Source organism: Kitasatospora herbaricolor, assembly GCF_030813695.1.
In the GTDB taxonomy this organism is placed as follows: domain Bacteria; phylum Actinomycetota; class Actinomycetes; order Streptomycetales; family Streptomycetaceae; genus Kitasatospora; species Kitasatospora herbaricolor.
Window position 1 is genome coordinate 2,451,219 of record NZ_JAUSVA010000002.1, and the last position, 14,508, is coordinate 2,465,726.

Consider the following 14,508-nt stretch of genomic DNA (forward strand, 5'->3'; position numbering starts at 1 on the left):
GGCCGGCGGGGGCGGTCAGTGCGCGGCGCTCTCCCAGTTCGGGCCTACGCCCACCGAGACGTCCAGCGGGGCCCGCAGCGGGTACGCGCCGGCCATCTGCTCGCGGACGATCGCCTCCACCCGCTCCCGCTCGCCGGGAGCCAGCTCCAGGACGATTTCGTCGTGCACCTGGAGCAGCATCCGGGAGGCCAGCCCGGCCTCCCGCAGCGCGTCGTCCACCTTCAGCATGGCGATCTTGACGATGTCGGCGGCCGAGCCCTGGATCGGGGCGTTCAGCGCCATCCGCTCGGCCATCTCGCGGCGCTGGCGGTTGTCGCTGTTCAGGTCGGGCAGGTGCCGGCGGCGGCCCAGCAGCGTCTCGGTGTAACCGGTGGCGCGGGCCTCCTCCACCACCCGGTGCAGGTAGTCCCGGACCCCGCCGAAGCGCTCGAAGTAGGTGTCCATCAGGCCCTGCGCCTCGCCCGGCTTGATCCCGAGCTGCTGGGACAGCCCGTACGCGGAGAGGCCGTACGCCAGGCCGTAGGACATCGCCTTGATTTTGCGGCGCATCTCGGCGTCCACCGCGGCCGGCTCGACGGAGAAGACCTGGGAGGCGACCGTGGTGTGCAGGTCCTCGCCGCCGGCGAAGGCCTCCAGCAGGGCCTCGTCCTCGGAGAGGTGCGCCATGATGCGCAGCTCGATCTGGGAGTAGTCGGCGGTGAGCAGCGACTCGTAGCCCTCGCCGACGACGAACGCCCGGCGGATCGCGCGGCCCTCCTCGGTGCGGACGGGGATGTTCTGCAGGTTCGGGTCCTGCGAGGAGAGCCGGCCGGTGGCGGCCACCATCTGGTTGAAGGTGGTGTGGATCCGGCCCTGCGGGGACACCGTCTTGAGCAGGCCCTCGACGGTGGTGCGCAGCTTGGCCTGGTCGCGGTGGCGCAGCAGGATGACCGGCAGCTCGTTGTCGGTCTGGGTGGCCAGCCAGGTGAGGGCGTCCGCGTCGGTGGTGTACCCGGTCTTGATCTTCTTGGTCTTGGGCAGTGCCAGCTCGCCGAAGAGGATCTCCTGGAGCTGCTTGGGCGAGCCGAGGTTGAACTCGTGGCCGGCGGCGGCGTGGGCCTCCTCCACCACCCGCTGGATCTCGGTGGCGAACTGCGACTCCAGGCCGGTCAGCCAGGTGCGGTCGGCGGCGATGCCGGTGCGCTCCATCCGGGCCAGCAGGGCGGCGATCGGCAGCTCCATGTCGCGGAGCAGCTCGGTGGCGCCGGCCGCGGCGAGGCGGGGCTCGAAGAGCGCGGCGAGGTCGAGCACCGTCCGGGCCTGGACCATCAGCGCGCGGGCGCCGGCGGTGCTGTCCTCCTCCGGTGCGTCGAAGCTGAGCTGGCCGCTCTCGGCGGCGGCCGCGGGGGCCAGCGAGCGGGACAGGTACTCCTCGGCGAGCACCTCCAGGGTGAAGGTGCGCCGGCCGGGCTTCTCCAGGTAGGCGGCGAGTGCGGTGTCGGCGACCACGCCCGCGACCTGCCAGCCCTGCTCGGCGAAGGCCCGCATCACCTGCTTGGCGATGTGCAGGGCCTTGGGGCGCCGCGGGTCGGCCAGCCAGGCGGTGAAGGCGGTGTCGTCCTGCTCGCCGAGCTTGGCCGGGTCGAACCAGGCGGCGGCCTCGCCGGCGGCCAGCGCGACCTCCTGGACGCTGCCCTCGCCCTGGCCCCAGGTGTAGACGGCGGCCAGCGCGACGGGGTCGGCGGCGCCGGCGGCGTGCTCGGCGAGCCAGCCGGCCAGTGCGCCGGGTTCGGTGAGCAGGTCGCCGTCGACCTCGATGCCGGGGGCGACCTCGGCCTCGGCGGCCTCCTGCGCGGCGCCGGGGTCGATGCCGAAGATCCGGTCGCGGAAGTTGCTGTTGCGGAACTCCAGCGACTCCATCAGCTGGCCGACGGCCTCCCGGTCGAAGGCGGTGCGCTGCAGGTCGGCGACGGTGAGCGGGAGTTCGACGTCACGGACCAGCTCGGTGAGGACGCGGTTGCGCTTGACCGAGTCGAGGTGCTCGCGGAGCTTCTCGCCGATCTTGCCCTTGACCTGGTCGGCGTTGGCGATCAGCTCGTCGAAGGAGCCGAACTGGTTGACCCACTTCGCAGCGGTCTTCTCCCCGACGCCGGGGATGCCGGGCAGGTTGTCGGACGGGTCGCCGCGCAGGGCCGCGAGGTCGGGGTACTGGGTGGGGGTGACGCCGTACTTCTCGGCGACCTTCTCCGGGGTGTAGCGGGTCAGCTCGGAGACGCCCTTGGTGGGGTAGAGCACGGTGACCCGCTCGCTCACCAGCTGGAGGGAATCCCGGTCGCCGGTGACGATGTCGACGTCGAAGCCCTCGGCCGCGGCGGCGGTGGCGAGGGTGGCGATGATGTCGTCGGCCTCGAAGTTCTCGACCGTCATCCGCGGGACGTTCATCGCGTCGAGCAGCTCGCCGATCAGGCCGACCTGGCTCTTGAACTCGTCCGGCGTCTTGGCGCGGTTGGCCTTGTAGTCGGGGAACTCCGCCGAGCGGAAGGTCTGCCGGGAGAGGTCGAAGGCGACCGCGAGGTGGGTCGGCTGCTCGTCCCGCACGGTGTTGGCGAGCATCGAGGCGAAGCCGTACACCGCGTTGGTGGGCTGGCCGGTGGAGGTGTTGAAGTTCTCCACGGGCAGTGCGTAGAAGGCCCGGTAGGCCATCGAATGCCCGTCGAGCAGCATCAGCCGGGGCCGCGGGCCGGCCCCGTCGCCACCCGTCGCGCCCTTACCCGTACTCTGCGTAGCCACGTCAACGTCCCGTTCCTGCCGATTCCACTGCCGGTCACCGATCCTATGGCCCGCCACCGACAAACGGACGCGAGGACGAGGGCGGGGGCGGGGCGCCGCGACACCGCCGGGCGCGGCCGCTACCGCCGGGTAGGGCGGTCGTACGATCACAGCAGCACGATGACGTGACCCCCGACCGGCAGGAGCTCCCATGACCGACGCTGCCCCCACCGACCCGGCCCCCGTCCTGGACGTCCCGCAGGACGTCCTGGACCACTTCGCCAAGCTCGGCGTCGACCCCTCCACCTTCTCCGGCGGCCACCTCGGCGACCGGCTCGGCATCAAGGTCGTCGAGGCCTCCGGGGACCGCGTGGTGGGCACCATGCCGGTCGAGGGCAACCAGCAGCCGTACGGGCTCCTGCACGGCGGCGCCTCGGCGGCGCTGGCCGAGACGCTGGGCTCGATCGGTGCGATGCTGCACGCCGGCCCGGGACGCTACGCGGTCGGCGTGGACCTGAACGCCACCCACCACCGCTCGGCCACCACCGGCCTGGTCACCGGGGTGGCGACGGCGGTCTTCAAGGGGCGGACCGCCGCCACCTACGAGATCGCGATCACCGACGACACCGGCCGGCGGATCACCAGCTGCCGGCTGACCTGCATGCTGCGCGACCTGTAGCACTGCCCCGTCCCCTCCTGTCGCCCTCTTGTTCGACCATGGCGTTTGGCAACTGCCCCACCCGGGCAGGCCCTTGGTCCAGACAAGGGGGCGTCGGCATGTCCGGAACAGGGCGCGGGCACGGTGGGCGGCCGCGCCGTGCCCCGGCGGCCCCCGCGACGGGCCCGGTGCACCGCCGCCACCGGCGCCCGACCCGGCGTCAGACGCCTTTGCCCGCAGGCCTGCCGGCCGCCGCGGACGCTGGGGCGCGACCCCGGGCCGCGGCAAGGGCCCGCGGTCGGCCCGGCCGGGGCCCCGCCGCCGCGGGTGACCCCCGGTCAGCCCGTGGAGGCGGGAGCCCGGCCCGTGGCCACCGACCGCCCCACGATGCCTGCGGAGACCGGGCTTCCGTTCCTGGATGTAACGCTGCGTAACATGCAGGCAATCCGGGCCGCCCGCCGGCACCTCGACCCGCACCACGCCTTCCACCTCGCCGAAAAACAGCGCGCCGCCCACCCCGTGTCCGATATCCGGACGCATGTGCCCGGGGCCAGTGCGCCGGACAGTGACGTCCGGTAAGCGGACACACCAGCAGTCACCTGCACTTCTGAGCCTTACATCAGATCACCACACGAGATACCCCCCGGTAGCACCGGCTCGGACGGCCGAGAAGCGCCACATCCTGAGACACCGGCCCGCGATACGCATAACAAGAGAATCACAGCCTGCCCACACCCCTCCACGAGGCGCCCACGGGCATCTAGAGTCACGGCCAGTCACCGCGCCACCGGATTGGGCCTGGCCCCAGCGCGCGACCCGGCACCCGCCACTTCAGGCGCCGTGCTTCCTGACAGAAGGGGACCCTCGTGCGTCATCGTTCAGCGCTTGTCGTGAGCATCGCCGTCATCGGAGCGCTCAGCCTCTCCGCCTGCGGCTCCCGCGACGAGAAGAAGGCCGGCGACACCGCCGGCGGCGCCTCCACCACCGTCACCATCGGCGTGGACGCCCCGCTCACCGGCGACCTCTCCGCCCTCGGCCTCGGGATCAAGAACTCCGTCGACCTCGCCATCAAGCAGGCCAACGAGAAGAACGAGGTCCCCGGCGTCAAGTTCCAGATCAAGGCCCTGGACGACACCGCCAAGCCGGCCCCCGGCCAGCAGAACGCCACCCAGCTCGTCGCCGACAACTCCGTGATCGGCGTCGTCGGCCCGCTGAACTCCAGCGTCGCCCAGTCGATGCAGCAGATCTTCAACGACGCCAACCTGGTCGAGATCTCCCCCGCCAACACCGGCGTCGCCCTCACCCAGGGCGAGAAGTGGGCCACCGGCACCAAGGCCCGCCCCTTCAAGTCCTACTTCCGCACCGCCACCACCGACGCCGTGCAGGGCCCGTTCGCCGCCCAGTACCTCTTCAAGGACGCCAAGAAGACCAAGGTCTTCCTCATCGACGACCAGAAGACCTACGGCGCCGGCCTCGCCGCCACCTTCAAGGGCGAGTACACCAAGCTCGGCGGCACCATCGTCGGCGAGGAGCACGTCAACCCCGACGACCGCGACTTCAGCGCGATCGCCACCAAGGTCAAGGCCTCCGGCGCCGAGGCCGTCTACTACGGCGGCGAGTACCCCGCGGCCGGCCCGCTCTCGCTCCAGCTGAAGGACGCCGGCGCCAACATCCCGCTGATGGGCGGCGACGGCATCCAGAGCGGCGACTTCATCAAGCTCAACCCGAAGAGCCAGGGCGACCTCGCGACCGCCGTCGGCCTGCCCGTCGAGGCGCTCCCGACCGCCGCGAAGTTCATCGCCGACTACAAGGCCGCCGGCTACAAGGACGCCTACGAGACCTACGGCGGCTACTCCTACGACAGCGCCTGGGCCATCATCCAGGGCGTCAAGGCCGTCGTCGCGGCCAACGGCGGCAAGCTCCCCGAGAAGCCCCGCGAGAAGGTCGTCGAGGCCGTCCAGAAGATCTCCTTCGACGGCGTGACCGGCAAGGTCTCCTTCGACGAGTTCGGTGACACCACCAACAAGCAGCTCACCGTCTACGCCGTCAAGGACGGCAAGTGGGCCGTGGAGAAGTCCGGCACCTTCGCCGGCTGACCCGCACCAGCCGGCAGTACCAACCGAACCACCCGCGCGGGGGCGCCACGAGTGCCCCCGCGCGCGCCCACATCCCCCACCCACGCGGACAACGCACAACGGAGGCCCAGCGGTGCACGATCTACCGCAACAGCTGGCCAACGGCCTGATTCTCGGCGCCCTCTACGGCCTCGTCGCGATCGGCTACACGATGGTCTACGGCATCGTCCAGCTCATCAACTTCGCCCACGGCGAGATCTTCATGGTCGGTGGCTTCGGCGCCCTCACCGCCTACCTCGCCCTGCCCGGCGGCACCACCCTCTGGCTTGCCATACCCCTCATGCTGATCGCCGGCATCCTGGTGTCCACCCTGGTCGCCGTCGGCGCCGAACGCTTCGCCTACCGGCCGCTGCGCAGCGCCCCCCGCCTCGCACCGCTGATCACCGCGATCGGCCTCTCGATCGTCCTCCAGCAGCTCGTCTTCTCCTTCTACCCCGACGCGAAGAAGGCCCGGGTCTTCCCGAAGATCCCCGGTGACCCGTTCGAGCTGGCCTCCGTCACGATCCAGCGCAGCGACATCTTCCTGATCATCGCCGCCCCGATCTGCATGCTCATCCTCGGCTGGTTCGTCGCCCGCACCCGCTCCGGGCGCGCCATGCAGGCCACCAGCCAGGACCCCGACACCGCCAAGCTCATGGGCATCGACACCGACCGCGTGATCGTGATGGCCTTCGCCATCGGCGCCGCGTTCGCCGCCGTCGCCGCCGTCGCCTACGGCCTGCGCACCGGCCAGGTCGACTTCCGGATGGGCTTCATCCTCGGCCTCAAGGCGTTCACCGCGGCCGTCCTCGGCGGCATCGGCAACATCTACGGCGCCATGCTCGGCGGCCTCGCCCTCGGCCTCGCCGAAGGCCTCGCCACCGCCTACGTCCAGCACATCCCGGGCATGCACCTCTTCGGTGGCGGCGCCTGGAAGGACGTCTGGGCCTTCGTACTCCTCATCGTCGTCCTCCTCGTCAGGCCCCAGGGGCTGCTCGGCGAGCGCGTCGCGGACAGGGCGTGACCACCATGACCACAGAGATCACCCCGGTCATCCCCGTGCCGGAGCGCGCCGCCCGGGTCTTCACCGTCCTCGCGGCCGTCGCCACCGCCGGCACCGCCCTCACCGCCTGGACCTGGACCGCCGACTTCCCCGGCGACCTCACCTTCTACGGCTCCCCCGCCGGCCTCCAGTGGCTCACCCTCATCGGTGGCCTGATCACCGCCGTCCTCACCCTCGCCCGCTACGGCATCCCCGGCCTGCGCTGGACCAGCCCCGCCGGCGGCAACAACGGCATCCTGCTGGCCGCCCTCGGCACCGCCGCCGTCAGCTGGTTCGCGATCATCGCCATCGCGGTCGACCTCGGCGGCCTCGCCAACCTCGAACCCGGCGGCTGGCTGGCCGGGCTCACCTCGCTGCTCGCCGTCACCGGCGCGCTCGGCCTGCCGCTCGACCGCCGGACCGCCGACAGCCTCGGCAAGCCCGACTACCGGTGGCTGCTGGCCGCCGGCATCGGCTACCCGGTGCACCACCTGATCACCCGGACCCTGCGGCTCGCCAAGATCGAGCGCAAGCTCCCCCCGGCCCGCGAACTGCCCTCCTGGGTCGAGGTCCTGCTGATCATCGCCGCCTTCGCGATCGGCCTGTTCGCCATCACCTTCGGCATCGACACCGAGTACGGCGAACTCTTCACCGGCTACCTGATCCTGACCGGCTTCACCGTCGCGGCACTCGCCAAGACCGGCCTGCTGCAGCGCCTGCGCGCCCTCACCGTCAAGCACCGCCCGGTCGCCACCGGCGCCGCCTTCTCCGCCGCGGCCGCCTTCCCGTTCACCCAGACCAGCGACCAGTACACCTCCGTCGCGGCGAACATCCTCATCTTCGCCACCGTCGCCCTGGGCCTGAACATCGTCGTCGGCCTCGCCGGCCTGCTCGACCTCGGCTACGTCGCCTTCCTCGGCGTCGGCGCCTACGCCGCCGCCCTGGTCTCCGGCTCCCCCGCCTCGCCCATCCACGTCGCCTTCCCCTTCTGGGCGGCAGCGCTCACCGGCGCAGCGGCGGCCATGGTCTTCGGCGTCCTGATCGGCGCCCCCACCCTGCGGCTGCGCGGCGACTACCTCGCCATCGTCACCCTCGGGTTCGGCGAGATCTTCCGCATCACCATGAACAACCTCAACGGAACCACCGGACCCAACGTCACCAACGGGTCCAACGGCATCCCGCGCATCCCCGACCTGCAGATCCTCGGCTTCGACCTCGGCAAGAAGCACCTGGTCGGCGGCATCGAACTCGGCCGGTTCTCCAACTACTACCTGCTGATGCTGATCATCACCGCCGTCGTCGTGCTGGTCTTCGCCCGCGTCGGCAACTCCCGGATCGGCCGCGCCTGGGTCGCCATCCGCGAGGACGAGACCGCCGCCGAGGCCATGGGCATCAACGGCTTCCGGCTCAAGCTCCTCGCCTTCGCCCTCGGCGCCTGCCTCGCCGGCCTCGCCGGCACCGTCCAGGCCCACGTCAGCTACACCGTCACCCCCGACCAGTACACCTTCGCCGAGGCCCTGCCCCCCAACTCGGCCTTCCTGCTCGCCGCGGTCATCCTCGGCGGCATGGGCACCATCAGCGGCCCCCTGGTCGGCGCCACCCTGCTCTTCCTGATCCCGAAGAAGCTCGAGTTCCTCTCCAACTACCAGCTCCTCGCCTTCGGCGTCGCCCTCATCATCCTGATGCGCATCCGCCCCGAGGGCCTCATCGCCAACCGGCGCAACCAGCTGGAGTTCCACGAGCCGGTGATCCCCGCACAATCCGCACCCGAGGACGACGCCGTACCTCTCACCAAGGCAGGGGCGTGAACACCGAGATGACCACCACCACCGCCCCGGCCCCCGCCGGGACCACCCTCCTCGACGTCCGCGGCGTCACCATGCGCTTCGGGGGCCTCACCGCCGTCAACAACGTCGACCTCACCGTCTCCGAAGGCGAGATCATCGGTCTGATCGGCCCCAACGGCGCCGGCAAGACCACCTTCTTCAACTGCCTCACCGGCCTGTACGTCCCCACCGAGGGCACCGTCAGCTACAAGGGCACCCTGCTGCCGCCCAAGCCCCACCGGGTCACCCAGGCCGGCATCGCCCGCACCTTCCAGAACATCCGGCTCTTCGCCAACATGACCGTCCTGGAGAACGTCCTCGTCGGCCGCCACAGCCGCACCAAGGAAGGCCTCTTCTCGGCCATCCTGCGCGGCCCCGGTTACCGCCGCGCCGAGTCCGAGAGCCACGACCGGGCCATGGAACTCCTGGAGTTCACCGGCCTCGCCGCCAAGGCCGACCACCTCGCCCGCAACCTCCCCTACGGCGAGCAGCGCAAGCTGGAGATCGCCCGCGCCCTCGCCAGCGACCCCGGCCTGCTCCTCCTGGACGAGCCCACCGCCGGCATGAACCCCCAGGAGACCCGCGCCGCCGAGGAACTCGTCTTCGCCATCCGCGACCGCGGCATCGCCATCCTGGTCATCGAGCACGACATGCGGTTCATCTTCAACCTCTGCGACCGCACCGCCGTCCTCGTCCAGGGCCAGAAGATCGTCGAAGGCGACCGCGAAACCGTCCAGAACGACGAACGCGTCATCACCGCCTACCTCGGTGCCCCGCTCGAAGGCACCGGCGCAGCAGCCAGCACGGAGGCCGACCAGTGACCGCGCTCCTCGAGGTCGAGAACCTCCGCGTCTCCTACGGCAAGATCGAAGCCGTCAAGGGCATCAGCTTCACCGTCAACCGGGGCGAGGTCACCACCCTCATCGGCACCAACGGCGCCGGCAAGACCACCACGCTGCGCACCCTGTCCGGTCTGCTCCGGCCGACCGCGGGGAAGATCAGCTTCGACGGGCAGCCGTTGAACACCGTCCCCGCGCACAAGATCGTGTCGCTGGGCCTGGCCCACTCCCCCGAGGGCCGGCACATCTTCCCCCGGATGACCATCGAGGAGAACCTCCTCCTCGGCGCCTTCCTCCGCAAGGACCAGGCGGGCATCACCGCCGACGTCGAGCGGGCCTACGGCCTCTTCCCGATCCTGGGCGAGCGCCGCAAGCAGGCCGCCGGCACCCTCTCCGGCGGCGAGCAGCAGATGCTCGCCATGGGGCGGGCCCTGATGTCCCAGCCGAAGCTGCTGATGCTCGACGAGCCCTCGATGGGCCTCTCCCCGCTCATGATGCAGAAGATCATGGCGACCATCGTCGAACTCAAGGCCTCCGGCACCACCATCCTGCTCGTCGAGCAGAACGCCCAGGCGGCGCTCTCGCTCTCCGACCAGGGCTACGTCATGCAGACCGGCCAGATCGTGCTCACCGGCACCGGCGCCGACCTGCTGAACGACGAATCCGTCCGCAAGTCCTACCTCGGCGAGGACTAGCACCCCGGCGGCGCGCGAAGGGGCCCGGTCCACCTGGACCGGGCCCCTTCGCGCTGCGCCGCCCCCGGTCACGCCTCGGGGGCGGCCTCCTCGGCCTTCTTCTTGTCCTGCGCGACGCCTTCCTCGATCACGGCCTCCGCGACGGCGGCCATGGTCATCCGGCGGTCCATCGAGGTCTTCTGGATCCAGCGGAACGCGGCCGGCTCGGTCAGCCCGAACTTCGTCTGCAGCACACTCTTGGCGCGGTCCACCAGCTTGCGGGTCTCCAGGCGCTGGGTGAGGTCGGCGATCTCCTCCTCCAGCGTCCGCATCTCGGTGTAGCGGGAGACCGCCATCTCGATCGCGGGCACCAGGTCGCTCTTGCTGAACGGCTTCACGATGTACGCCATCGCGCCGGCGTCCCTGGCCCGGTCGACCAGCTCGCGCTGCGAGAACGCGGTCAGCATCAGGACGGGCGCCAGGTGCGCGGCGTGGATCTGCTCGGCGGCCGACAGGCCGTCCAGGACGGGCATCTTGACGTCCAGGATCGCCAGGTCGGGCCGGAGCTCCTCGACCAGCTTCAGCGCCGTCGCACCGTCGCCGGCCTCGCCGACGACGACATAACCCTCTTCTTCGAGCATCTCCTTCAGGTCGAGGCGGATCAGCGCCTCGTCCTCGGCGATGACAATCCGGGTGATCTGGGACGAATAGGTCTCAAGCGGCTCAGGCTGCTCGTCGGCGGTGCTCACGGGGCTCCTCGTTCCGGCGGGGTACTGCATGCACGAGCCTACCCAGACGCGGTATGTTTGTTTTCGCGGGGTCGGGGGCCATCTTCGATTCAGCGGATACCCCGGTAGCCCAGCGGTAGAGGCAGTGGTCTCAAACACCATCCAGCGTGGGTTCGAATCCCACCCGGGGTACTTTTCCTTCGATTTGAAGGCCTACGGGGCAGCAGTCGATCTTCATACCTTCGGGTGAGAGCTCGGAACGAGCCGCGGCACGGCATGCACACCGCAGTGGACTCACCCGTCCGAGGGCCCCCGTTCAGGAAGCCCGTTCCAGCGGCTCCATCTCAACGGTGAGCCTCATCTGCAGGGCAAGCGCCAGCCGCTCCAGCACCACGATGGTCGGCATCGTCCCACCCGCCTCGAAGCGGGCCACCGCCGGCTGCTGCATTCCGGCCTCCGCTGCGAGCTGCGCCTGGGTCATACCGAGTGCCTCGCGGCGCAACCGCACGGTTTCGCCGAGTTCGAACCTGATCCTGGCGGCCTCGTAGGCCGCACCCGCGCCCGGCCGACCCAGGATCCCCTCGCGCATCTCACGCCATGACGTGCGTTCGGTCATGCTGTCCGCTCCTCTTCGTCGAGTGTGTGCTGTTCCGCGATGCACCGCCGCATCGCCCGCCTTGCCCGATCAACCTCGGCGGCCTCACGCATCCGCGTCTTGCGGAACACCGTCAACAAGATGATTCGCCTCCCGGGAGCAATCCAGTACGTCACCCGCATGTCCAGCTCGACCAGATGGAAACGAAGCTCCCGTAGCTTGCCATCGAGCTGCCTCGTGTGAGGTTCGCCAAGCAGTACTCCACGCGTTTCGAGCAGGTCCACGTAGAAGGCAACGGTCTCCTGGCCATCCTGCGCAAGTCCCAGGATCCAGTCCCGGACCTCGGGTTCCAGTTCTACTTCTCCCCAAGTCATAACACGGATGGTATGAACTCGCCAGGGCAGAAACCGCCTCTCGGACGCAGCGAACGGGCGGCACTCCCCCGATAGGGGATGCCGCCCGCGTACGCCTGTACGAAGTCCGGATCAGTTGTCGAGTTCCCCGACGTGGTGGACCCGGACGAGGTTGGTGGAGCCGGCCAGGCCGGGCGGGGAGCCGGCGGTGATGACGACGATGTCGCCCTTCCGGCAGCGGCCGAGGCCGATCAGGGCCGCGTCGACCTGCTCGACCATCTCGTCCGTGGTGGGGGCGAAGGGGCCGAGGAAGGTCTCGATGCCCCAGGTGAGGGCCAGTTGGCTGCGGACGGACTGCTCGTAGGTGAACGCGAGCACCGGGATCGGCGAGCGGTAGCGGGAGAGCCGGCGGGCGGTGTCGCCGCTCTGGGTGAAGGCCACCAGGTACTTGGCGTTGAGGAAGTCGCCGATCTCGGCGGCCGCGCGGGCGACGGCGCCGCCCTGGGTACGCGGCTTGTTGCTCGTGGTCAGCGGCGGGAGGCCGGCGGCGAGCACCTCCTCCTCGGAGGCCTCGATGATGCGGGCCATGGTCCGTACGGTCTCGGTGGGGTACTTGCCGACCGAGGTCTCGCCGGAGAGCATCACCGCGTCGGTGCCGTCCAGGACGGCGTTGGCGACGTCGGAGGCCTCGGCGCGGGTGGGACGGGAGGCGTTGATCATCGAGTCGAGCATCTGGGTGGCGACGATGACCGGCTTGGCGTTGCGCTTGGCCAGCTTGACCGCGCGCTTCTGGACGAGCGGGACCTGTTCGAGGGGCATCTCCACGCCCAGGTCGCCGCGCGCCACCATGATGCCGTCGAAGGCGTCGACGATGGACGCCAGGTTGTCGACCGCCTGCGGTTTCTCGATCTTGGCGATGACGGGGAGGAACCGGCCCTCCTCCGCCATCACCCGGTGGACCTCCTCGATGTCGCGGCCGCTGCGGACGAAGGAGAGGGCGATCAGGTCGGCACCGGTCCGCAGGGCCCAGCGCAGGTCGGCGACGTCCTTGTCGCTGAGCGCGGGCACCGAGACGGCGACGCCGGGCAGGTTGAGGCCCTTGTGGTCGGAGACCAGGCCGCCTTCGACCACGGTGCAGTGCACGCGCGGGCCGTCGACCCGGGTGACCTCCAGGCAGACCCGGCCGTCGTCGACCAGGATGCGCTCGCCGCGCGAGACGTCCTCGGCGAGGCCCTTGTAGGTGGTGCCGCAGATGTCCCGGCCGCCGGTGACGTCCTCGGTGGTGATGGTGAACTCGTCGCCGCGTTCGAGAAGTACGGGCCCGTCGGCGAAGGTGTCGAGTCGGATCTTCGGGCCTTGAAGGTCGGCGAGCACGCCGACGCTGCGGCCGGTCTCGTCCGCGGCCTTGCGGACCCGGCGGTAGCGTTCCTCGTGCTCGATCTGGGAGCCGTGGCTCAGGTTGAATCGGGCGATGTCCATGCCGGCGTCGACCAGGGCCTTGATCTGGTCGTACGAGTCGGTGGCGGGCCCGAGAGTACAGACGATTTTTGCTCGGCGCATACTGCTGAGCGTAGGCATTACCGGCGCGTAACAACGACGTTCCATCGGTCGGCCTCATGACCGTTGCCGAAAGGTTCGTTGAACAATCTGACACATCGTGACCTCAGCTGCTGTGAGGGTGAGTTGCCCGCCGCCGGCGGACGCTTCTGATGCCGTTCCGTGAAGGCTTGTTCACCCCTGGTTCACCCCCCATTCCGCCCGCGCTCCCGGCCCGGCGGGACGCTTCGGATCCGACGGGGATCCCGTAGGGCGAGGTCAAGGGGGAAACGTTCGCCATGAGACGTGTGGGCGGGGTGCTCGCCGCGCTGGTGCTGCTGGGCGGGGTGCTGTTCGCGGTGCTGCACCGGGCACCGGCCGGCGACGGGGGGATCACCGTGGTCAAGGGCGTGATCGGCTCCGAGAAGCGGGAGTTCTTCGCCGACCCCGAGGTGGTCGCGGAGCTGAAGGCGCAGCACCTGCGGGTGGACGCGATCACCACGGGTTCGTGGCAGATGGCGGACGCCGATCTGAGCGGCAACGACTTCGCGTTCCCGGCGAGTCTGTCGCCGGCGGAGGAGATCCGGGCGAGGCACAAGGTCTCGGGGGAGCCGGTGCGGCCGTTCTACTCGCCGCTGGTGGTGATCGCGCACGCGCCGGTGGCGGAGGTGTTGCGCAGCAACGGGCTGGCGGCGAGGGCCGAGTCGGGTGTGTGGACGTTCAAGATGGACCAGTATCTGGACGCCGTGCGGCGGGACCGGAACTGGTCGGACCTGAAGGATGTCGCGGGCCATGCGGAGTTGGCGGGCGCGGTGTACGTGACGACGACGGATCCGGCGACCTCGTCCTCGGGGGCGTTGCACCTGGCGGAGGTGTCGTACCTGGCGAACGAGCGGCGGGTGGTGTCGGACGACGCGGGGGTGGGCCGGGTGAAGGACCTGGTCCGCAAGGTGACCGCGATGCAGGGTGACCAGAAGACCAGCAGTGACGGCCCGTTCAAGGATTTCCTGTCGAACGTGGGGAGTCCGCTGGTGCTGGTGTACGAGTCCCAGGTGGCGGCGTTGACGGCGCAGGGGCGGCCGACCGGGGATCTGGTGGTGCTGTACCCGGACACCACCGTTTCCAGTGACCACACGATGGTCGGGTTGACGGACAACGGCAAGAAGCTGGCCGATCTTTTGCGTGACGATGCCAAGCTGCGGGCGCTGGCTGTCCGTTACGGGTTCCGCCCGCAGGGTGACCCGGGGGCGTTCGGGGCGGCGTTGAACGCGAAGGCCGGACCGGTCTTCGCGTCGGACCTGTCGGCGGCGGGGATCCAGCAGGCGCCGGTGCCGGCGGTCAGGGTGCTGAACCAGCTGGTCGACGCGGCGAAGGGCAAGTGAGGGGGGTGACGGT

The 14,508-nt window shown here is 70.0% G+C and carries 13 protein-coding genes and 1 tRNA gene; 9 read left to right on the forward strand and 5 right to left on the reverse strand.

All coding sequences use genetic code 11. The features are described 5' to 3' along the window. Positions 1–15: 15 nt before the first annotated feature. Positions 16–2,703: a DNA polymerase I gene (gene polA / locus J2S46_RS11060; RefSeq protein WP_191290530.1), complete on the reverse strand. Its 2,688-nt coding sequence runs from the start codon at positions 2,701–2,703 to the stop codon at positions 16–18. Positions 2,704–2,959: 256 nt separating this feature from the next. On the opposite strand from polA, the gene J2S46_RS11065 reads away from it, so the two are divergent. The 7 genes from J2S46_RS11065 (at position 2,960) to J2S46_RS11095 (ending at position 9,922) form a co-directional block, all read left to right on the forward strand. Beyond that, positions 2,960–3,427 (forward strand): PaaI family thioesterase, encoded by a 468-nt coding sequence (locus J2S46_RS11065; RefSeq protein WP_073921967.1) that lies wholly within the window; start codon positions 2,960–2,962, stop codon positions 3,425–3,427. Positions 3,428–3,772: 345 nt separating this feature from the next. Continuing rightward, the gene (locus J2S46_RS11070) at positions 3,773–3,985 is read left to right on the forward strand and encodes a hypothetical protein (RefSeq protein ID WP_191290375.1); all 213 of its coding nucleotides are present in this window, start codon (positions 3,773–3,775) and stop codon (positions 3,983–3,985) included. A gap of 287 nt (positions 3,986–4,272) precedes the next feature. Beyond that, positions 4,273–5,502, forward strand: a complete 1,230-nt coding sequence (locus J2S46_RS11075) for a branched-chain amino acid ABC transporter substrate-binding protein (RefSeq protein WP_073921962.1) — start codon at positions 4,273–4,275, stop codon at positions 5,500–5,502. A 112-nt stretch (positions 5,503–5,614) separates the two neighbouring features. Continuing rightward, a complete protein-coding gene (locus tag J2S46_RS11080) occupies positions 5,615–6,544 on the forward strand; it encodes a branched-chain amino acid ABC transporter permease (RefSeq protein ID WP_073921961.1) in 930 nt (309 codons plus the stop codon). A 5-nt stretch (positions 6,545–6,549) separates the two neighbouring features. Beyond that, on the forward strand, positions 6,550–8,370 hold the full coding sequence (locus J2S46_RS11085; RefSeq protein WP_191290374.1) for a branched-chain amino acid ABC transporter permease: 1,821 nt from the start codon (positions 6,550–6,552) through the stop codon (positions 8,368–8,370). Positions 8,371–8,378: 8 nt separating this feature from the next. Further along, on the forward strand, positions 8,379–9,209 hold the full coding sequence (locus tag J2S46_RS11090; protein ID WP_191290529.1) for an ABC transporter ATP-binding protein: 831 nt from the start codon (positions 8,379–8,381) through the stop codon (positions 9,207–9,209). Continuing rightward, positions 9,206–9,922, forward strand: a complete 717-nt coding sequence (locus J2S46_RS11095; protein WP_191290373.1) for an ABC transporter ATP-binding protein — start codon at positions 9,206–9,208, stop codon at positions 9,920–9,922. The genes J2S46_RS11090 and J2S46_RS11095 overlap by 4 nt, the downstream gene beginning before the upstream one ends. Before the next feature lie 68 nt (positions 9,923–9,990). Here J2S46_RS11095 and J2S46_RS11100 read toward each other — a convergent pair whose 3' ends face one another. Continuing rightward, positions 9,991–10,680 carry an ANTAR domain-containing response regulator gene (locus J2S46_RS11100; protein ID WP_370882183.1) on the reverse strand — a complete coding sequence of 230 codons (690 nt, stop codon included), beginning with the start codon at positions 10,678–10,680 and terminating at the stop codon, positions 9,991–9,993. 68 nt (positions 10,681–10,748) lie between these two features. On the opposite strand from J2S46_RS11100, the gene J2S46_RS11105 reads away from it, so the two are divergent. Next, positions 10,749–10,821 (forward strand) — tRNA-Leu (locus tag J2S46_RS11105). Between the two features lie 124 nt (positions 10,822–10,945). Here the strand turns inward: J2S46_RS11105 and J2S46_RS11110 are convergent. The 3 genes from J2S46_RS11110 to pyk form a co-directional block, all read right to left on the reverse strand. Further along, positions 10,946–11,245 (reverse strand): helix-turn-helix domain-containing protein, encoded by a 300-nt coding sequence (locus J2S46_RS11110; RefSeq protein ID WP_191290372.1) that lies wholly within the window; start codon positions 11,243–11,245, stop codon positions 10,946–10,948. Further along, a complete protein-coding gene (locus tag J2S46_RS11115; protein WP_191290371.1) occupies positions 11,242–11,598 on the reverse strand; it encodes a type II toxin-antitoxin system RelE/ParE family toxin in 357 nt (118 codons plus the stop codon). The genes J2S46_RS11110 and J2S46_RS11115 overlap by 4 nt, the downstream gene beginning before the upstream one ends. A gap of 111 nt (positions 11,599–11,709) precedes the next feature. Beyond that, entirely contained in the window at positions 11,710–13,137 is a 1,428-nt protein-coding gene (pyk, locus tag J2S46_RS11120) for a pyruvate kinase (protein WP_191290370.1), read from the reverse strand. Between the two features lie 275 nt (positions 13,138–13,412). Between pyk and J2S46_RS11125 the strand changes: the two genes are divergently transcribed. Then, entirely contained in the window at positions 13,413–14,495 is a 1,083-nt protein-coding gene (locus J2S46_RS11125) for a hypothetical protein (protein WP_191290369.1), read from the forward strand. Positions 14,496–14,508 lie beyond the last annotated feature (13 nt).

Coding starts and splice junctions, on each gene's coding strand:
- polA (WP_191290530.1), bottom strand. CDS start 2,703: ATGCTGCTCGACGGGCATTCGATGGCCTACCGGGCCTTCTACGCACTG.
- J2S46_RS11065 (WP_073921967.1), top strand. CDS start 2,960: ATGACCGACGCTGCCCCCACCGACCCGGCCCCCGTCCTGGACGTCCCG.
- J2S46_RS11085 (WP_191290374.1), top strand. CDS start 6,550: ATGACCACAGAGATCACCCCGGTCATCCCCGTGCCGGAGCGCGCCGCC.
- J2S46_RS11090 (WP_191290529.1), top strand. CDS start 8,379: ATGACCACCACCACCGCCCCGGCCCCCGCCGGGACCACCCTCCTCGAC.
- J2S46_RS11100 (WP_370882183.1), bottom strand. CDS start 10,680: ATGCAGTACCCCGCCGGAACGAGGAGCCCCGTGAGCACCGCCGACGAG.
- J2S46_RS11110 (WP_191290372.1), bottom strand. CDS start 11,245: ATGACCGAACGCACGTCATGGCGTGAGATGCGCGAGGGGATCCTGGGT.
- J2S46_RS11115 (WP_191290371.1), bottom strand. CDS start 11,598: ATGACTTGGGGAGAAGTAGAACTGGAACCCGAGGTCCGGGACTGGATC.
- pyk (WP_191290370.1), bottom strand. CDS start 13,137: ATGCGCCGAGCAAAAATCGTCTGTACTCTCGGGCCCGCCACCGACTCG.
- J2S46_RS11125 (WP_191290369.1), top strand. CDS start 13,413: ATGAGACGTGTGGGCGGGGTGCTCGCCGCGCTGGTGCTGCTGGGCGGG.